Origin of the sequence: Tepidicella xavieri (assembly GCF_004363315.1) — a bacterium.
Taxonomy (GTDB): domain Bacteria; phylum Pseudomonadota; class Gammaproteobacteria; order Burkholderiales; family Burkholderiaceae_C; genus Tepidicella; species Tepidicella xavieri.
This window is the reverse complement of record NZ_SNYL01000013.1, coordinates 35928-54149: the sequence shown is the minus strand read 5'-3', so window position 1 is coordinate 54149 and position 18222 is coordinate 35928. Positions and strand designations below refer to the sequence as shown.

Below are 18222 nucleotides of genomic sequence, written 5' to 3'. Positions count from 1 at the left end.
GGGCGATGTCCCGCGGATTGTTGAACGGGTGAGCTATTATAAGGTGGCGGCTCCTTTGACCCGCATGTGACCATGCGGGTTGCCTAGCAAGCAACCAAAGGAGCCACCGACATGAAGTCTCGCACGAAGCCCGCGCTGCGGGTTGTTCCGGCTGCGCAGGTGCAGCTGACGTTGCCGATCCAGGGCGTGCTGCAGGACGTGAAGCACGCGTTCTATGGGCTGTGCATCAACGCCGGCAAGCAGGTGCTGGCAGCCATGATGGAGGCCGACAGGATCGCACTGTGCGGCCCCAAGGGCGTGCCCGATGCCGATCGCCGCGCGGTACGTGGCGGCAGCACGCGCAGCGCCGTTGTTCTCGGCGGGCAGCGCATCGGCATCAAGCGGCCACGTGCACGCGGCGTCGATGCGGGCGAGCTGGAGCTGCCCAGCTTCGCCTGGGCCGCCGGCACCGACCCGCTGGACACCGCGACGATGGCCGCCATTGCTGCGGGCGTGTCCATGCGCCGCTACGCCAGCACGCTGGAGGAATTGCCGCCGCCCGAGCAAGCGCTGTCGGTGTCCAAGAGCGCGACCTCGCGGCGCTTCGTGGCGCTGAGCGAAGAGCAACTGCTGCAGTGGCTGTCGCGCTCGCTGGGCAAGCTGGACCTGCCGGTCGTGATGGTCGACGGCATCCACTTCCGAGACCGCGTCATCCTGCTGGCGCTGGGCATTGATGCCCAGGGGAACAAGCACGTGCTGGGGCTGCGCGAAGGCTCCACCGAGAGCACGCGGGTCGTGCGCTCGCTGCTGAGCGATCTGATCGAGCGCGGTCTCGATGCCGACCGCGCACGGCTGTGGGTGATCGATGGTGGCAAGGCGCTGCGCAAGGCGATCGTCGAGACCTTCGGGGCCACGGCGCTGATCCAGCGCTGCCAGGAGCACAAGCGGCGCAACGTCATCGAGCACCTGCCCGAAGAGCTGCACGCCAGCGTGGGCCGCGCGATGCGCGACGCCTGGGACAGCGCCAACGCCGAGCTGGCCAAGAAGCAGCTGCAGCGCCTGGCTACGTCGCTGCAGTCCAAGCATCCCGGCGCTGCGGCCAGTCTGCGCGAGGGACTCGAGGAGACGCTCACCGTGCAGGCTCTGGGCATCACGGGCGCGCTGTACCGCACGCTGCGCACCACCAACCCGATCGAGAACCTCAACGGCTCGATCGCGCACTACACGCGCAACGTCAAGCGATGGCGGGACGGACAGATGACGTTGCGCTGGGTCGCCAGCGCACTCAGCGACGCCAAGGATCGCTTCCGCAAGCTGCGCGGGCACCGCGACATGAAGCACTTGATCGCCGCGTTGGACAAGCGCATCGCCGCCACGCAGCCCGCCGAACTCAAAGCCGCGTAGCATCACGAATGAGGAGCCGTCACACGGTCTCGTTCAACAGCGAACGGGACATCGCCGGCGAACGGTTCCGGTCGGCATGATGAATCTCCTTGAAGTGAGTGGCTGACTTCAGGACGACGAACGGGCGTGGCCGGAATCGACACGCCGCGCCAGCCGGTCGGCGAAGGCCTGAATCTCGGGCGCAACCGCCGCGACGGGAGCGTTGGCGGAAACGCCCAGCGCCGTCGCGCGGAGCAGGCGGTTCAGGGTTGGTGCCTGCGGGGTCACAGGCCCGGCAAACCGCACCACATTTCCAGTGACGATGATGATCGTCGGGAACGTCTCCACCTCCACCTCACCGACGAAATCCGCTTCGTCTTCGATGTCGACCCAGTGCACCTGCAGGGAAACACCCTCCGCCTGGAACGAGGCGACCACTGTGTCGATGACGGCGGCATATTCTTCGCACAACCTGCACCAGGCCGCGCACAGGCAGGCCACATGAATGTCGGGAGACATGGCGTGTTCGAGGTTCAGAGTTTTTCCCACTCGGGCAGGCAGTGCCGCGCAAGCGCCGTGACCCAGCCGGGTTCGTGCGGGTCGAACGGCGATGTCCCGCGGATTGTTGAACGGGTGAGCTATTATAAGGTGGCGGCTCCTTTGACCCGCATGTGACCATGCGGGTTGCCTAGCAAGCAACCAAAGGAGCCACCGACATGAAGTCTCGCACGAAGCCCGCGCTGCGGGTTGTTCCGGCTGCGCAGGTGCAGCTGACGTTGCCGATCCAGGGCGTGCTGCAGGACGTGAAGCACGCGTTCTATGGGCTGTGCATCAACGCCGGCAAGCAGGTGCTGGCAGCCATGATGGAGGCCGACAGGATCGCACTGTGCGGCCCCAAGGGCGTGCCCGATGCCGATCGCCGCGCGGTACGTGGCGGCAGCACGCGCAGCGCCGTTGTTCTCGGCGGGCAGCGCATCGGCATCAAGCGGCCACGTGCACGCGGCGTCGATGCGGGCGAGCTGGAGCTGCCCAGCTTCGCCTGGGCCGCCGGCACCGACCCGCTGGACACCGCGACGATGGCCGCCATTGCTGCGGGCGTGTCCATGCGCCGCTACGCCAGCACGCTGGAGGAATTGCCGCCGCCCGAGCAAGCGCTGTCGGTGTCCAAGAGCGCGACCTCGCGGCGCTTCGTGGCGCTGAGCGAAGAGCAACTGCTGCAGTGGCTGTCGCGCTCGCTGGGCAAGCTGGACCTGCCGGTCGTGATGGTCGACGGCATCCACTTCCGAGACCGCGTCATCCTGCTGGCGCTGGGCATTGATGCCCAGGGGAACAAGCACGTGCTGGGGCTGCGCGAAGGCTCCACCGAGAGCACGCGGGTCGTGCGCTCGCTGCTGAGCGATCTGATCGAGCGCGGTCTCGATGCCGACCGCGCACGGCTGTGGGTGATCGATGGTGGCAAGGCGCTGCGCAAGGCGATCGTCGAGACCTTCGGGGCCACGGCGCTGATCCAGCGCTGCCAGGAGCACAAGCGGCGCAACGTCATCGAGCACCTGCCCGAAGAGCTGCACGCCAGCGTGGGCCGCGCGATGCGCGACGCCTGGGACAGCGCCAACGCCGAGCTGGTCAAGAAGCAGCTGCAGCGCCTGGCTACGTCGCTGCAGTCCAAGCATCCCGGCGCTGCGGCCAGTCTGCGCGAGGGACTCGAGGAGACGCTCACCGTGCAGGCTCTGGGCATCACGGGCGCGCTGTACCGCACGCTGCGCACCACCAACCCGATCGAGAACCTCAACGGCTCGATCGCGCACTACACGCGCAACGTCAAGCGATGGCGGGACGGACAGATGACGTTGCGCTGGGTCGCCAGCGCACTCAGCGACGCCAAGGATCGCTTCCGCAAGCTGCGCGGGCACCGCGACATGAAGCACTTGATCGCCGCGTTGGACAAGCGCATCGCCGCCACGCAGCCCGCCGAACTCAAAGCCGCGTAGCATCACGAATGAGGAGCCGTCACACGGTCTCGTTCAACAGCGAACGGGACATCGCCGTGAGCAGGAATGCATTGAGATTGGCACACGATTAATCCCGATCCCATCCCGAATGGAATCTGACATATACGTAACGGCCGTCTCATCTTCCCGTCAGCGGTGGCTTCGCAGAATACATACTGTGCAGTCGCACAAGGCATTGACAGAAATGCCTTCACGTTTGATTGAAAGGAGTGTAGAGATGAAAGCCAGGATTACCGCTGTTGTCGCCGCCACCGTGCTGAGCGCCATCGTAACCCCATCGTTCGCTGGTGACGCGGCAGCGGCCAGCGCCAAGAAAATGTTCCTCCTCAAGGACGGTGGAACCCTGTATGTATTCAAGGACGGCAAGATGGCGCTGGAAGACAAGTTCGGACGGGCTATCCACCTGAAAGAGGGGCAATCGCTCGAAACGGTCGATGGCCAGAAGATTACAGCCAACGGCAACGAGGTCGCTCGACTCGATTTTCTTCTCCGTCAGGGTCATTCCGGCGGTTGACTACTCGATTCAATTCGTGAACTGCACGCCAGCGGATGTCGGGCCAACTCGTTGACCAACACGCGCTGGCGGGCCATCGGTCATAGCTGGGGCTAACCACTCGATGGTAGGCTGCGACGCTACCGGTCAATCGGCGCCGCACAAGGTGAGAGTCCGCCCTGCACTGACTGACCGGCGTTCATTGCCGGGGCCATTGCGTCCACAACAACCCGCAGGATTGCCCGGGATTGCTCAATCGTTGAGAGAGTGGGTTGGATTCCGGTCGCGTCTGCACCACCACCATTCAACGCCCAACCTTCTCTGGTTGGGCGTTTTCGTTTCCGGGTTCCGCCACACCACGCGGGGCTGCGGGCCGATCTGCGTGTGCCACGCCGCGGTGCCATGGCGCCCGGAAGCCGCCCGGTTGGACTCTCTTTCGCTCTCCGTTCTCTCAAAACCGGCGCCAACTTCTTCGCCGGAGCACACGCAGACGGCCTTGTGCGTCAACGCTTTGCACGTGTGTCACGGGCATCGGTTGTCCATCGCGCCCGCATGGGCAGTCCTCGACATGTCGAACGTCAAGGTGATGGCGTCCGGGGGTAGCTCCCTACTGGTGGTACCTCAGATCGGTGATCGTCCCTCGCCAGTACGGCTTGCGGCCCTGCGGCGTGAGCCAAGCCACTTCGCCCTGAACCGGGATCAGCATCCCGTCGCGCCGTTGGTAGTCGAACATCCGGCCTTCCCAGGGCATGGGCACGATCCGATCGCCATCGGCAAAGCCGCGATCCTCGGCACGGATCGTCTCGATTAGCCCGTCGTCGCCGAAGTGAAACGTCATGGTCAGCCGCACGTCGCTGTCGACCAAGGTGGCGCGCGCGCTGCGCTCGTCGATCGGTTCCCATTGCATGCCCTGGCTGGGCAACAGTGCGGTCGGGTACCAGGCGGCTTCAGCCATGTAGCGCATCAGCTCACCGCGTGCGACCTCGCCGCGGTCGCGCAGATTCACCAACGTGAACACGCCCAGGATGGCGGGCTCAAGGATCCCTTCGCCATCGACGTAGGCGTCGTGCACGTGGACGGCCAGTCCAGGGGCCATCGTCACCCGCCCGTCCCACACAAAGCCAGGGCGGCGCGTGACCACACGTTGGCGTGACGTGAAGGGCTTCCACTGTCCGGCGTCCAGCTTCATGTTGAAGGTGCCAGCGTGCACGACGTCGGCTGCGCGGATGATCGGGGTTCCCGGTGGCAGGGCTTGGCGCAGGTGGCGCGCGACGGGGGCAGGAAGTTGATCCAGCTCGCGAGGATCGAAACGTTCAGGCGGCAGGGACTGGCGCGCGGTTTCCAGGCGATCCAGGAGTGCCTGCGTCTTTTGGCTCCAGCGCCACTGGCCCCAGCCCCAAAGTCCGATGGCCACGACCAGCAGGGCGGCCAACCCGAGGAGTACCCATTTCACACATTTCTCCCGAATCGATGAGGGGCCCATTTTGACGGATGGGTCGTGGTGCCAAGTCGGCAGGGGGCCTATGAGGCGGTCGCTCGGAACCTGCCGGCGTTGTGCATGCGCCAAGGGGTTTGAGGCCGTGCCCGGCAGTGGGCTGATGCGAAGCCCGCTCGCTCAGCCTGCATCCGCTAATCTGGCCAGCTCGGGCGCTCAGGAGCCGCCGCGCTTGTACACGGTGACCTGCACCAAGCCGCGCCCGGGAGCGAACACATAGCCGTAGTCGGCGCGGCGGCCGCCCTCCACCTGCCAGCGAAATGCCACCGCCCCCGGGGTGTCTTCATAGCGGCAGCTCAGCTTCTCGATCGTGATGCTGGTGCGTGCCTGCATCGGCCCGCGGGGGGTGTAGTAGGTGGCGGTGTGGTGGCGTGTCTCGCCCTGGCGCCAGTGGCCGATGGGGAACTTGGCCTCCCGCATGGGGCCAATGCGGGAATCGTGCACGCGGCCCATGGCTTCGCCGTCGAAGGTGATGGCCACCACTTCCTGCGCCTGCGGCACCGTGCGCTCGTAGGCTGGCAGCGTCACGCCAAAGGCGGTGCGGTGCTCCACCGGGCCGCTGAGCGTCGTCTCCCCCGTGCTGGGCGGGCTGCTGTCGGCATATACACCCACGAAAGGGTAGCGCCGCTGCACCGGCCCCAGTCGCAGCACGTCGGCATCGGGCCAAGGCTCGCCAGTGATCAGCTCGACCGGCAAGAAGCGCTCGGTGACGCTGGGGTCGTGCTCGCAGACAGGCACATTCGGCTGCGCCAAGGCGGCACTGGCCACGGTGGCCAGCAGCCCGCCAACCACGATTGACCTTCTCATTCCCCTCATCAGCCCCTCCAACGATCGCGCCCCGCGCATCGGCAAACATGTTATGGCAGCGCCGTTCGGCAGGTATTCGGGCAATCCCGCACCGCTGCGCGGTTGGGTGCCGCTTTTTCTGCCATGGCAGGTGCCACGCCCGACGCTGGTCGGGATAGTGGGTGTCAGCACTGCTTTGTGACTAGAATGATCAAGTTGCTTTTGGCACAGGTGCCCTATGTGCGATCAGCCCGCTTTGCAGCGGCGAAGGTTGTTGGTGATGGATCTTTCGGCGCTGGCAGCGGCACGGTGTGCTGTTCGCCACGACGGGCGGGGGCGTGGCCATGGCGTTTGCGCTTGAGCAACTGGAAGCCCTGCTCCGGTCGTTGCCGGACCCCGCTTTCGTCCTGAGTGCGTCCGGGCGGTATGTGGCGGTGTTTGGCGGGACGGATACGCGCTACTATCACGACGGCAGCCCGCTCGTCGGACACACGCTGCACGAGGTGCTGGTCCCCGCGCGTGCCGATGCCTTCCTGGCCGATGTCCATGCGGCGCTGCGCGATGGCGGGCTGCGCATCGTCGAATACGAGCTGAGCAATCGAGACGTGCGGGGCCTGTCGGACCACGGGCCGTCACAGCCCATCTGGTTTGAAGGGCGGATCACGCGGTTGCCCTTTCTGGTGGATGGCGAGGCCGTGGTGCTGTGGGTGGCCAGCAACGTCACGCATCGGCGTCTGCTGCAGGACCAACTGCGCTCGCTCAGCGAGACGGACGACCTGACCAGTCTGGCGAACCGCCGGCGGTTTGCGGCAGAGTTGCAAGCGTGCTTCGAGGCTTTCGTGCGCTATGGCCAGATGGCGGCCGTGCTGAGCATCGACCTTGACCGCTTCAAAGCCATCAACGACGAACTGGGCCATGCCTGCGGTGACGATGCTTTGAAAGCGGTGGCCGCGGTGCTCAGCGAGCATCGGCGCCGAACCGATCTGGCCGCCCGGCTCGGTGGCGACGAGTTCGTGCTGTTGTGCCCACACACGGCGCTGGACGAAGCGTGCGCGCTGGCCGACCGCTTGAAGGAACCGGTGAATCAGGCGCTGGCCCTTTTTGCGCTGCCCGACGGCGGCCGGGCGTCCGTCAGCATCGGCTGTGCGGTGTTGGAGCCTGACGACCAAACCGGCTACGACATGCTGCGCCGTGCCGACGAGGCCCTGTACCGGGCCAAACGCCGGGGCCGAGCCGCTGTGCTTTGAGGCTCAGGCGCGGCGGCGCCTCATCCAGGCTTTTTCGGCCTCGATGACCAGGAACACCGCCATGCCGACGCCCATCGGGGCGAGCCAGTGGTGCCAGTGCAGCGGCGCGGTGCCAAAGGCCGTGTGCATCGCGGGCAGGTACACAAAAGCCGATTGCAGCAGCATCAGCACGCCCACCGCCACCCAGGCGGCGCGGTTGGTGAACAGGTGCGGACGCGACAGGCTGGAGGCGGCCAGAAAGCGGCTGTTGAACAGGTAAAACGCCTGGGCGATCACCAGCGTGTTCACGGCCATGGTGCGGGCCACGTCGAGCTCCATGCCGCGCCACAGTTCGACCTCGAAAGCCAGCATGGTGGCGCCCCCGATGAGCAGCGAGACGATGGCCACCCGCCACAGCATGGCCCCACCCATGATCGGGGTGCCCGGCTTGCGGGGCGGGCGCTGCATCACCCCCGGTTCGGCGGGCTCGAACGCCAGGGCCAGCGCCAGCGTGACGGCCACCACCATGTTGACCCACAAAATCTGCACCGGGGTCAGGGGCAGGGTGAGGCCGAACACCACGGCTGCCAGCATCACCAGACCTTGAGCGCCGTTCGTGGGCAAGATGAACAGGATGGCTTTGCGCAGGTTGTCGTAAATGGTGCGGCCTTCCTCGATGGCATGCGCGATGGTGGCGAAGTTGTCGTCGGCCAGCACGATGTCGGCCGCTTCCTTGGTGGCTTCGGTGCCCTTGATCCCCATGGCCACCCCCACATCGGCGCGTTTGAGCGCCGGGGCGTCGTTGACGCCGTCGCCCGTCATGGCCACCACTTCGCCACTGGCTTGCAAGGCCTGCACGAGCCGCAACTTGTGTTCGGGGCTGGTGCGGGCAAAGATGTCGCCCCGCTGCGCCAGGGTCTGCAGCGTGGCCTCGTCGGCGGCGTCCAGTTCGGCGCCGGTGATCACCGTCAGCCCCGATGCGTCGCCCAGGCCCATTTCGCTGCCGATGGCCCGCGCCGTGCCGGCATGGTCGCCCGTGATCATCTTGACCCGGATGCCGGCACCTCGGCAGGCCGCAATCGCCTGGATGGCTTCGGGCCGAGGGGGGTCGGTGATGCCCACCAGGCCCAGAAAGACCATGTCGTCCTCCACGTCGGCCAGGCTCAGCTCGGCGTGCCCGGCGTGCGTTTCGCGGGCGGCGGCGGCCAACACACGCAGGCCTTCGCGGCTGAGCCGGTCGATCTGCGCCTCCCAGTAGGGGCGGTCCAGCGGCTCGATCTGGCCCTGTGCCCCCAACTCGTGGGGGCAGCGATCCAGCAGCCGGTCCGGGGCGCCTTTGAGCAGGATGCGCCGCTGTCCGCTGGGGGTGGTGTTGAGCGTGGCCATGAACTTGTTGGCCGATTCGAACGGAATGCTCGCATGGCGCTCGTGGCCGTCGGTGTCGAACCCGGCTTTGTGCGCCAGCGTGCGCAACGCGCCTTCGGTGGGTTCGCCGGCCACTTTCCATTGCCCGTCCTCTTCCACCACTTGCGCGTCGTTGGCCACCGCCACCACTTCGATGAGTGCCTGCAAATGCAGGTGTTCGGGCAGGCTCACCAGCGCCCCATCGAGCGTGATGGTTCCATTGGGCGCATAGCCCGCGCCGCTGACGTCGTAGCAGCCCGCGCGCGTCACGACGTGGCGCACCGTCATCTCGTTGCGGGTGAGCGTGCCGGTTTTGTCGGAGCAGATGACGGTGACCGAGCCCAGGGTTTCGACGGCCGTGAGCTTGCGGGTGATGGCCCGCCGTCGCGCCATGCGCTGCACGCCCAGCGCCAGCGTGATGCTCAGGATAGCGGGCAAGCCCTCGGGAATCGCCGCCACGGCAAAGCCGATGGCCGCCAGCAGCACATCGCCCAAGGGCTGCCCATGCAGGCCCAGCCCCACCGCCAGCATGAGCAAGGCCAGCGCGACGATGACGACCGACAGTTGCTTGCCGAAGCGGGCCATCTGGCGGGTCAGCGGCGTTTGCAAGGTCTGTACTTCGGCCATGAGCCGGTTGATGCGGCCCAGTTCGGTGCGCGGCCCGGTGGCGGTGACCACGCCGACGCCGCGCCCGCTGGTGACCATGGTGCCGGCAAAGGCCATGCTGGCGCGGTCGCCCACGCTGGCGCTGGCCGCCACGGCCGTGCACTGCTTGTCCACCGGCAGCGACTCCCCCGTCAGCGCCGACTCCTCGATCCGCAGTTGGGTCACCTCGATCAGTCGCAAGTCGGCCGGCACCCGGTCGCCCGAGCGCAGCCGCACGATGTCGCCCGGCACCAGCGCCTCGGCATCCAGGTCGCGCCATTGTCCGTCGCGCCGCACCAGGGCGTGCAGCGACAGCAGCTTGCGGATGCCGGCCAGCGCTTCCTCGGCTTTGCCCTCCTGCAAAAAACCGATGAAGGCATTGATCACCACCACCCCGAGGATGACGCCGGTGTCTATCCAGTGCCCGAGCGCCGCGGTGATGCCGGCCGCGGCCAAGAGCACATAGATGAGGATGTCATGGAAATGCTTGAAAAAGCGCTTGAGCGGGCCATCACGCGGCGGCTCGGGCAGGCGGTTGGGGCCGACCTGGGCCAGCCGGTCGTCGGCCTCGGCGGTGCTTAGCCCTTCTGGGCGCGAGGCCAAGGCGGCCAATACCGCTTCGGGCGGCTGGGCGTGGGGCTGGTCGATGTCGAACGGGTTCTCGGGGGTGCGGGAAGGGGCGTTCATGGCCCCATCCTACCCCGATCCGGCGCCACACATCTTGTTGCAAATCAAGGCGATGGACGGCGATGACGCGGGGAACTTTGCGTGCCCGCCCCATACCAAATGGCTGTGTGTGCGGGCGATGCGCCGCACGAGAGGTTGCTGAGCTGCGAAGCCGAGGGCCTGTGGCCCGAGCCCCCTCCGGGGTGTTTCTCCTCCTCCCTCCCTCCTCCTTTGTCCCGGAGTGCTTCGCGGCTTTTTTTATACCACCCGCCGGCTCACGCAGCCGGCGGCAAGCTGTCGGCAAAGCTCGGGCGCTGCGAGAGCTTGTCGTACAGCTTGGCCAGATTGGGGTAGGGGGTGCGCCAGTCGATATCGGGGAAACGGAAGTCCAGATAACCCAGGGCGCAGCCCGCTGCCACGTCGGCCAGCGTGAAATGGATGCCGTGGCAAAACGGCTTGTCCGCCAGCCCGTGGCTCATGGCGCGCAGGCCGTGCAGGATCTTGCCGCGCTGCCGGTCGATCCAGGCCTGGCAGCGTTGCTCGGGGGCCCGCTGATCCCAGGTGGCTTCGAGCCGGGCCAGCACCGCGGCGTCCAGAATGCCGTCGGCCAGCGCTTCCCAGGTCTTGACTTCCACCCGCTCGCGGCCGCTCGGTGGAATCAGCTTGCCCACGGGCGAGAGGGTGTCCAGATACTCCACGATCACGCGCGAGTCGAAGACGGCCTCGCCGCCTTCCATCACCAGGCAGGGCACTTTGCCCAGGGGGTTGGCCTCGCCGATGGTGGTGTGGGGCGCCCAGACGTTTTCCTCGACGAATTGAAACTCCAGCTTTTTTTCGGCCATGACGATGCGCACCTTGCGCACGTAGGGGCTGGTGTGGTTGCCGATGAGTTTCATGGATGTACGGGGTAGTTCCTGGGCAGCCGATTTTAGCGATTGGGCCGGCACTTGCGCAGCAAGCCCCCCGGTGCATGGCCGGTGCGTCGCGGGGCTTCTACAATTCGGCCATCATGCAAGCCCCATCGACGATCGAATTCTCCCCCCTGACCGCCCTGTCGCCACTGGATGGCCGCTATGTGGGCAAGCTGGCTGCGCTGCGGCCCTTCATGAGCGAGTACGGCTACATGCGCTGCCGGGTGCAGGTGGAACTGGCCTGGTTCGAGCACCTCAGCGACGCCGGGTTTGCCGAATTCCCGCCGCTGTCGGCCGCGGCGCGGGCGCACTTGCGGGCCGTCGTGGCCCGCTTCAGCCCCGCCGATGCCGAGGCCATCAAGGCCATCGAAAAGACCACCAACCACGACGTCAAGGCGGTGGAATACTGGATCCGCGGCAACGCGGCCATGGGCGTCAAAGGCGTGTTCGATGGCTGGCCCGAGTTGCAGCGCGCCGGCGAATTCGTGCACTTCGCCTGCACCAGCGAGGACATCAACAACACCAGCCACGCCCTGCAGCTCAAAGCCGGCCGCGATCAGGTGCTGCTGCCCGGGCTCGATGCCATCATCGAGAAACTGCGGGGCATGGCCCATGCCCATGCCGATGTGCCCATGCTCAGCCGCACGCACGGCCAGACCGCCAGCCCCACCACCGTGGGCAAAGAACTGGGCAACGTGGCCGTGCGGCTGGCGGCGGCGCGGCAGCGCATTGCCGCGGTCAAGCTGCTGGGCAAAATGAATGGCGCCGTGGGCAACTACAACGCCCACCTCAGCGCCTGGCCCGATTTCGACTGGGAGGCCTTCAGCCGCCGAGTGGTCGAAACCCCCGAGGCCGGCCCCGACACCCCCGCCGATGCGCCCATCGGCTTGGGCCTGACGTTCCAGCCCTACAGCATCCAGATCGAGCCACACGACTACATGGCCGAACTGTTCGATGCCATCGCCCGCAGCAACACCATCCTCATCGACCTGGCGCGCGACATTTGGGGCTACATCAGCCTGGGCTATTTCAAGCAAAAGCTCAAGGCCGGCGAAATCGGTTCCTCCACCATGCCGCACAAGGTCAACCCGATCGACTTCGAAAATGCCGAAGGCAACCTGGGGCTGGCCAACGCGATGCTCAAGCATTTGAGCGAGAAATTGCCCATCAGCCGATGGCAGCGCGACCTGACCGACTCCACCGTGCTGCGCAACATGGGCGTGGCGTTGGGCTATGCGGTGTTGGCGCATCAGTCGCTCATGACTGGGCTCGACAAGCTGGAGCTGAATCAAGAGGCGTTGGTCGCCGACCTGGACGACGCCTGGGAAGTGTTGGCCGAGCCCATCCAGACCGTGATGCGCCGCTATGGCGTGCCCGGCGCCTATGAAAAGCTCAAAGAAGTGACCCGCGGCAAGCGCGTGACCCGCGAGGCCCTGCATGCCTTGATCGCCTCGCTGGAAATTCCGCCCGCCGACAAGGACCGCCTGCTGGCCCTGACACCGGCCAGCTACATCGGCAAGGCCGCCGAGCTGGCGCGGCGGGTTTGACACAAGGTGGGGCCGCAGTAGCACGGCCCAAACGCATCAGGGAGGATGGCCCCCATGGCAGTGGAACTCTATAACCGCGATGGACACGTGTGCCTGATGGTGTCTCACCTGGGCGACGAAGACGGCGAAGCCGTGCAATCCAACCAGTTCTTGGTCATCCATGGTGACAACGGCGTGGTGATCGACCCGGGCGGCAATGTGGCTTACAACGAGCTGCTGCTGACGCTGGGGCGGTTTTTCCCGCCGCAGCGCCTGACCAAAATCCTGGCATCGCACGCCGATCCAGACATCATTGGCGCCCTGGACCGCTGGATGACATCGACCCCGGCGACGCTCTACATTTCGCGCCTGTGGGAGCGCTTTGCCCCGCATTTCTGCAAATCGGGCAAGACGCAGGGCCGCATCGTCGGCATCCCGGATGCGGGGATGCGCATTCCGCTGGGCGACACCGAACTGGTGGCCTTGCCGGCGCACTTCATGCACTCAGAGGGGAACTTCCAATTCTGGGACCCTGTCAGCCGCATCCTGTTTTCGGGTGATCTCGGGGTGTCCATCGTGTCGCCCGAGGAGGCCCGCCGTCCGGTGACGTCGCTGGCGCCGCTCAAGCCCAAGATGGAGGCGTTCCACCGCCGTTACATGGTGTCGGCCAAGGTGCTGAATTACTGGGCCCAGATGGTGCGCGACTTGCCGATCCGCATGATCGTGCCGCAGCACGGCGCCCCGCTGGCGGGGCCAGCGGTGCAGGAGTTCATCGACTGGATGGTGGACTTCCCCTGTGGCGTGGATTTGCTGACGCCAGCGCACTACGCCATGCCGGGCTGAGGCGGGTTTTCCACGGCCCGCTCGGCGTAGGTGTTGAAGCGCCAAGCCTTGTCTTCCAAGGTGATGCGGCGCCAGGTGGCGCGTTTTTCGCCCGGGGTCATCTCGGGCCAGCGCTGCACTTCCTCGAACGTGCGGCCGCAGCCCTTGCAGACGGGGTCGCCCTGGCTGGTGGAGCAAATGGCGATGCAGGGCGTATCGGGCGTGCTGTGGTACCAGTCGAGCCAGGCGGCGTAGGCGGCCCGAGGCATGGTGGCTTCGTCCGCGTATTCTTCGCGGTAGTACACCAGCAGCGCGTACACCTCGGCCAGGGCGCGGATTTCATCGGCCAGCACGATGCCGTCTGGCGAGGGCTTGCGCTGGCGCCAGTGGTTGATGGCTGCTTCGATGTCGGAAATGTGTATGCCTGCCATGGTGTCGAATCCAGGGCGCCAATGATAGCGGGATGCCGGGCGGCGCTGGGGGGCTTCAGCGCGTCTCGCGCGCTTGCTCGCGCACCAGGGCTTCGGTCTGGCGCACCCGCGCATCCAGGATGGACAGTTCGATGTGATCGACCTGGGGCTGCTGGCGGGCCAGCTGCTGCGCGGCACGCAGCCGGTCCAGGGCGCCTGGCGCATCGAGATGAGCCAACCGGGCTTCAGCCTCGGCGCGGGCGGCCCGCACCGGCTGCTGCTGCGCCTGATGCAGGCCGGCCAGGGTTTGCCAGGCCAGGGCGTCACGCGGGTGCAGGGCGGTCCAGGTTTGTAGCCGCTGCGTGGCCTGGCGCTGGGCATCGGGTCCCAGGCGCAGCGCCGCTTGCGCGCCCAGCAGCAGGCCCGGGCGCTGGTCCGATGCGATGGCCGCGCTGGCCAGCCGGATGAAATCGTCCCGCATCGCGGGACTGAGCGCGTCGGCCGGCAGCAAGAGCAGGGCTTCCAGGTGCAGCCAGTCCAGCGCTTGCCGCGCGACCGGGTCCGGGGGCGGGGCGGCCAGCAACTGCCGCAGCCCTTCGCTCAGCAGCGCCGCATCCCGCAGCCGGGCCGCGGCCAGGGTGGCCGCATAGCGTTGCCCAAGGGTGGTGGCATCCTGCTGCGGCCCTTGGGACTGGCGCAGCGTGGCGGCCTGGGCACGCAGCCGGTCGGCCCCGGTTTCGCTGAGCACGCGGGCGCGCGCCGCCATCATCGCGTGGTGGTAGGGCGTCACGGGCCCGGCCTGGGCCGGGCGCTGTCCCGTGCCCAGTTCGGGGACGCGGGCACTCATGTCGGCCATCCGCTCGGTGGTCAGGGGGTGGCTGCGCAGGTAGGGGAAGGCGCCATCGTCGTTCAGGCGCGATGCGGCCTGCAGCTTGTCGAACATGGTCACGAAGCCCATGCCGTCAAAGCCGGCTTCGGTCAGGATGCCAAAGCCGATGCGGTCGGCCTCGCGCTCCATGTCGCGCGAGAAATTGAGCTGCGACTGGATGGCCAAGGCCTGTCCGCCGGCCATCGCGGCGCTGGCAATGTCCACGTTCTTGGCGGCGTTGGCGGCCAACGCGCCCAGGATCATGGCGCCGATCACCCAGGGCGCTTGCTGGTTCTGACGGGTGATGAGCCGAGCGATATGCCGTTGCGACACATGGCTGAGCTCGTGCGCCAGCACCGAGGCCAGCTCGTCCGGCGTGGACACCACGGCGATCAGGCCCAGATACACCCCCAGATAGCCGCCGGGCAGGGCAAAGGCGTTGACGCTGCGGTCGCGCCCGAGCAGGATTTCCCAGGCAAAGCGCTCGGCGAGTTCGGCGGGCAGGTCGCCCCGGCGGCGGGCCGCTTGCACCAGCGGTTGCCAGATGGCCTGCAGATAGGCGTGGAGCACGGGGTCGTCGAGATAGTCCGGGTTACGGTAGAGCGTGCGCGCGATCTGGTCACCCAGGCGGCGCTCTTCGCTGAGTGACATCTCGGCGCCATCGCCAAGCGCGGGCAGGCCGCGCGCCGGGGGCGGTTCGGATTGGGACCAGGCCAGCGGCGCCAGCCACAGCGGGGCGACCACGAGCAGCGGCCAGCAACGGCGTATCACCTTCGAAGGCATGGCCGTATGATGCCAGCCTTGTGTAAAGATTCCGTTCCCTGCTCCGAAAATCCATATCGCCCATGACCGCTACGCTGACCCATTTCGATGCCCAAGGCCAAGCCCACATGGTGGATGTGGGCGCCAAGCCGGCCACCCACCGCGTGGCGCGTGCGCAAGGGTGCATTCGCATGCAGCCCGACACCTTTGCCCTCGTGGCCGCCGGCACGGCGAAGAAAGGCGACGTGCTGGGGGTGGCGCGGCTGGCCGGCATCATGGCCGCCAAAAAGACGGGGGAACTGATCCCCCTGTGTCACCCGATCGCGCTGACGCGGGTGGCCGTGGATTTTGAGTTGTTGCCCGAAGCGTCTGCCGTGCGGTGCGTGGCCACGGCCGAGACGGTCGGCCCCACTGGGGTGGAGATGGAGGCCCTGACCGCCGTGCAGGTGGCCTTGCTCACGATTTACGACATGTGCAAGGCCGCCGACCGCGGCATGGTGATTGCCGACGTGAAGTTGCTGGAGAAGCACGGCGGCAAAAGCGGCAGCTATGTGGCCGAGCCGCCGCCGGCCGGGGCCGGCGGGCGCGACAGCGCTCAGGCGTAGGTATAGACGCCGCGGCCGGTCTTGCGGCCCAGGTAGCCGGCGGCCACCATCTCTTTGAGCAGCGGGCAGGGGCGGTACTTGCTGTCGTTGAACTCGGCAAAGTACACGTTCATCACCGCCAGGCAGACGTCCAGCCCGATCATGTCGGCCAGCGCCAGCGGCCCGATCGGGTGGTTGCAGCCCAGCTTCATGCCGGCGTCGATGTCCTCGGGGCTGGCCAGCCCCTCGGCCAGCACGAAGAAGGCCTCGTTGATCATCGGCACCAGGATGCGGTTGACGACGAAGCCGGGCGAGTTCTTCACCGTGATAGGCGTCTTGCCGAGCCGGAGCGCCAGGTCGCGCACGGCGTCGTGCGTGGCGTCGCTGGTCTGCAGGCCGCGGATGATTTCCACCAGCGCCATCATCGGCACCGGGTTGAAAAAGTGCATGCCGATGAAGCGGTCGGCGCGCCCGGTGACGGCGGCCAGCTGCGTGATGCTGATCGAGCTGGTGTTGGTGGCCACCAGTGTTTCGGGCGCCAGCAGGCTGTCGAGCTGGCGCAGGATTTTGATCTTGAGCTCCAGATTTTCCGTGGCGGCTTCGATGACGAGTTCGGCGCCCTTGAGGTCGTCGTAATCGGTGCTGCCTTGAATGCGGGCCAAGGCGGCGTCTTTGTCGGCGGCGCTGATTTTGTCTTTCTTCAGCAAGCGGTCCAGGCTGCCGGCGATGGTGGCCAGCCCTTTCTGAACGGCGGCCTCCTGGATATCGACCATCACGACCTTGAGCCCGCTGACCGCGCAGGCTTGCGCGATGCCGTTGCCCATGGTGCCAGCGCCGATGATGCCGACGGTGCGAATGTCGCTCATGAATATGCTCCTGATAGCGGTGTGAGGGTGAACAAACACCCCATTATCGCGGGCCGGACGCAAAAAGCCCCGAGGGCCGTGCGGCGCTCGGGGCTTAGGGGTGCGCCAGGCCAGGATCAGGCCGAGGCTTTGGCGGACTTGGTGGCCGGCTTGGTGGCGGTCACGGCGCTGGAGGTCATCGCATTGAAGTTAGCCTCGGCCAGCTCGGCGGCTTGCTTGACGGCCTTTTGCACCGATTCCATGGCGGCCGTGGCGGTGGAGACGGCGTTCTTCACGGCGGCCACGGCGGCTTCGGAGCCCTGGGGCGCGTTCTTGACGGCGTTGTCCACGGCCGAGACGAACTGCTTTTGCGCATCGGCGGTCTGGGCTTCGGCCAGCTTGGTGAGCTCGGCGCTCATGCCGGTGGCGATGTCGTACAGGTGGCGGCTGTAGGAAGCGGCTTTTTCGGCCAGGGGCTGCAGGGCGGCGTTCTGCAGGGCCACCAGCTCGTTCAAGTCTTTGACGCTGAGCAGCGCCTGCGCATGGCTGGCGCTTTCGGACAGCGAGGCTTTGGCAGCCTGCAGGTTCAGTTCGTTGAGCTTTTCGACGCTGGCCAGCGCCTTGCTGCTCAGATCGAACAGGGTGGCGACTTGGGCTTTCTGGGCGGCGATGATTTGTTCGACGGTCAACATGGCATAACTCCTTGAAAGGTGACTGACAGCAAAAAGGACTGTAGAGCGCTGTGACGACAAAACCGTGTCAGCCCGATTTTGCTGCGCTGCAACATTAAGGCTTAGTATAGGGACATCGGCGCAGATTGCAAGCCTTTTTTGTTGCGCTGCAGCAAAAAAAGTGACGGGCGGCGTTCTCATGGGGGCAATGCGCCTCTGTTATGGTTCAGGTTCTCGAACACTGCAACGCCATCGCCATGCTCTACGCTTTTCTGAAAACCCTGCATGTGCTGTCGATCGTGGTCTGGGTCGGCGGCATGGTCTTTGCCCACTTCTTTCTGCGCCCGGCGGCGTCGGCCCTGGAGCCGCCGCAGCGCCTGACGCTGATGCATGGGGTGCTGCGGCGGTTTTTCACCGCCATCACCTACCTGTCGCTGCTGGCGCTGTTCACCGGGTTCTGGATGATGGGTTCGGTGGCCAAAGCCGTTGTGCAGGGCGGGGGCGAGTTCACCGCCCCGGTGGACTGGACCGTGATGGCCCTGCTGGGCACGCTGATGGTGCTGATCTTCGGGCACATCCGTTTCGCGCTGTATGGCCGCCTGTCCAAGGCGGTGACCGCCGCCGATTGGCCGGCGGCCGGCGCGGCGCTGGACAAGATCCGCCAGTGGGTGCTGGTGAACCTGTCCATCGGGGTCGTCATCATCGCGGTGACGCTGCTGATGTGACGCCTCGGCGCC

General features: G+C 66.4%; 17 protein-coding genes. 8 read left to right on the top strand and 9 right to left on the bottom strand.

Annotated elements, in window-relative coordinates; translation table 11 throughout:
• The first annotated feature begins 111 nt into the window (after positions 1–111).
• Entirely contained in the window at positions 112–1383 is a 1272-nt protein-coding gene (locus DFR43_RS10735; RefSeq protein ID WP_133598512.1) for an IS256 family transposase, read from the top strand.
• A 108-nt stretch (positions 1384–1491) separates the two neighbouring features.
• On the opposite strand, the gene DFR43_RS10730 is transcribed toward DFR43_RS10735, so the two are convergent.
• A complete protein-coding gene (locus DFR43_RS10730) occupies positions 1492–1881 on the bottom strand; it encodes a thioredoxin domain-containing protein (protein ID WP_133598510.1) in 390 nt (129 codons plus the stop codon).
• A gap of 197 nt (positions 1882–2078) precedes the next feature.
• On the opposite strand from DFR43_RS10730, the gene DFR43_RS10725 reads away from it, so the two are divergent.
• Both DFR43_RS10725 and DFR43_RS10720 read left to right on the top strand, forming a co-directional pair.
• On the top strand, positions 2079–3350 hold the full coding sequence (locus DFR43_RS10725; protein ID WP_133598508.1) for an IS256 family transposase: 1272 nt from the start codon (positions 2079–2081) through the stop codon (positions 3348–3350).
• A 238-nt stretch (positions 3351–3588) separates the two neighbouring features.
• Positions 3589–3885 (top strand): CopK family periplasmic copper-binding protein, encoded by a 297-nt coding sequence (locus tag DFR43_RS10720; protein ID WP_133598505.1) that lies wholly within the window; start codon positions 3589–3591, stop codon positions 3883–3885.
• A 586-nt stretch (positions 3886–4471) separates the two neighbouring features.
• Here DFR43_RS10720 and DFR43_RS10715 read toward each other — a convergent pair.
• Both DFR43_RS10715 and DFR43_RS10710 read right to left on the bottom strand, forming a co-directional pair.
• On the bottom strand, positions 4472–5317 hold the full coding sequence (locus DFR43_RS10715) for a DUF6920 family protein (protein ID WP_211338637.1): 846 nt from the start codon (positions 5315–5317) through the stop codon (positions 4472–4474).
• Between the two features lie 198 nt (positions 5318–5515).
• Positions 5516–6166 carry a hypothetical protein gene (locus tag DFR43_RS10710; RefSeq protein ID WP_133598502.1) on the bottom strand — a complete coding sequence of 217 codons (651 nt, stop codon included), beginning with the start codon at positions 6164–6166 and terminating at the stop codon, positions 5516–5518.
• Positions 6167–6489: 323 nt separating this feature from the next.
• Between DFR43_RS10710 and DFR43_RS10705 the strand changes: the two genes are divergently transcribed.
• Positions 6490–7392: a GGDEF domain-containing protein gene (locus DFR43_RS10705; RefSeq protein ID WP_133598500.1), complete on the top strand. Its 903-nt coding sequence runs from the start codon at positions 6490–6492 to the stop codon at positions 7390–7392.
• A 3-nt stretch (positions 7393–7395) separates the two neighbouring features.
• Here DFR43_RS10705 and DFR43_RS10700 read toward each other — a convergent pair whose 3' ends face one another.
• Positions 7396–10107 carry a cation-transporting P-type ATPase gene (locus tag DFR43_RS10700; protein ID WP_133598498.1) on the bottom strand — a complete coding sequence of 904 codons (2712 nt, stop codon included), beginning with the start codon at positions 10105–10107 and terminating at the stop codon, positions 7396–7398.
• A gap of 254 nt (positions 10108–10361) precedes the next feature.
• Entirely contained in the window at positions 10362–10982 is a 621-nt protein-coding gene (locus DFR43_RS10695; RefSeq protein WP_133598496.1) for a glutathione S-transferase C-terminal domain-containing protein, read from the bottom strand.
• Between the two features lie 113 nt (positions 10983–11095).
• Between DFR43_RS10695 and purB the strand changes: the two genes are divergently transcribed.
• A complete protein-coding gene (gene purB / locus DFR43_RS10690; protein WP_425471092.1) occupies positions 11096–12544 on the top strand; it encodes an adenylosuccinate lyase in 1449 nt (482 codons plus the stop codon).
• A gap of 54 nt (positions 12545–12598) precedes the next feature.
• Positions 12599–13366: an oxygen-binding di-iron domain-containing protein gene (locus tag DFR43_RS10685; RefSeq protein ID WP_211338636.1), complete on the top strand. Its 768-nt coding sequence runs from the start codon at positions 12599–12601 to the stop codon at positions 13364–13366.
• On the opposite strand, the gene DFR43_RS10680 is transcribed toward DFR43_RS10685, so the two are convergent.
• Together DFR43_RS10680 and DFR43_RS10675 are read right to left on the bottom strand one after the other, a co-directional pair.
• On the bottom strand, positions 13348–13776 hold the full coding sequence (locus tag DFR43_RS10680; RefSeq protein WP_133598492.1) for a DUF3717 domain-containing protein: 429 nt from the start codon (positions 13774–13776) through the stop codon (positions 13348–13350). The two genes, DFR43_RS10685 and DFR43_RS10680, sit on opposite strands and share 19 nt — an antisense overlap.
• A gap of 55 nt (positions 13777–13831) precedes the next feature.
• Positions 13832–15406: a M48 family metalloprotease gene (locus DFR43_RS10675; protein WP_133598490.1), complete on the bottom strand. Its 1575-nt coding sequence runs from the start codon at positions 15404–15406 to the stop codon at positions 13832–13834.
• A gap of 62 nt (positions 15407–15468) precedes the next feature.
• On the opposite strand from DFR43_RS10675, the gene moaC reads away from it, so the two are divergent.
• Positions 15469–15990: a cyclic pyranopterin monophosphate synthase MoaC gene (moaC, locus tag DFR43_RS10670; RefSeq protein ID WP_211338635.1), complete on the top strand. Its 522-nt coding sequence runs from the start codon at positions 15469–15471 to the stop codon at positions 15988–15990.
• Here moaC and DFR43_RS10665 read toward each other — a convergent pair.
• Both DFR43_RS10665 and DFR43_RS10660 read right to left on the bottom strand, forming a co-directional pair.
• Positions 15981–16835 carry a 3-hydroxybutyryl-CoA dehydrogenase gene (locus tag DFR43_RS10665; protein ID WP_133598486.1) on the bottom strand — a complete coding sequence of 285 codons (855 nt, stop codon included), beginning with the start codon at positions 16833–16835 and terminating at the stop codon, positions 15981–15983. The genes moaC and DFR43_RS10665 overlap by 10 nt on opposite strands.
• Before the next feature lie 116 nt (positions 16836–16951).
• The gene (locus DFR43_RS10660; protein ID WP_133598484.1) at positions 16952–17506 is read right to left on the bottom strand and encodes a phasin family protein; all 555 of its coding nucleotides are present in this window, start codon (positions 17504–17506) and stop codon (positions 16952–16954) included.
• Between the two features lie 236 nt (positions 17507–17742).
• Between DFR43_RS10660 and DFR43_RS10655 the strand changes: the two genes are divergently transcribed.
• A complete protein-coding gene (locus DFR43_RS10655; protein WP_133598532.1) occupies positions 17743–18210 on the top strand; it encodes a CopD family protein in 468 nt (155 codons plus the stop codon).
• The last annotated feature ends 12 nt before the right edge of the window (positions 18211–18222 follow it).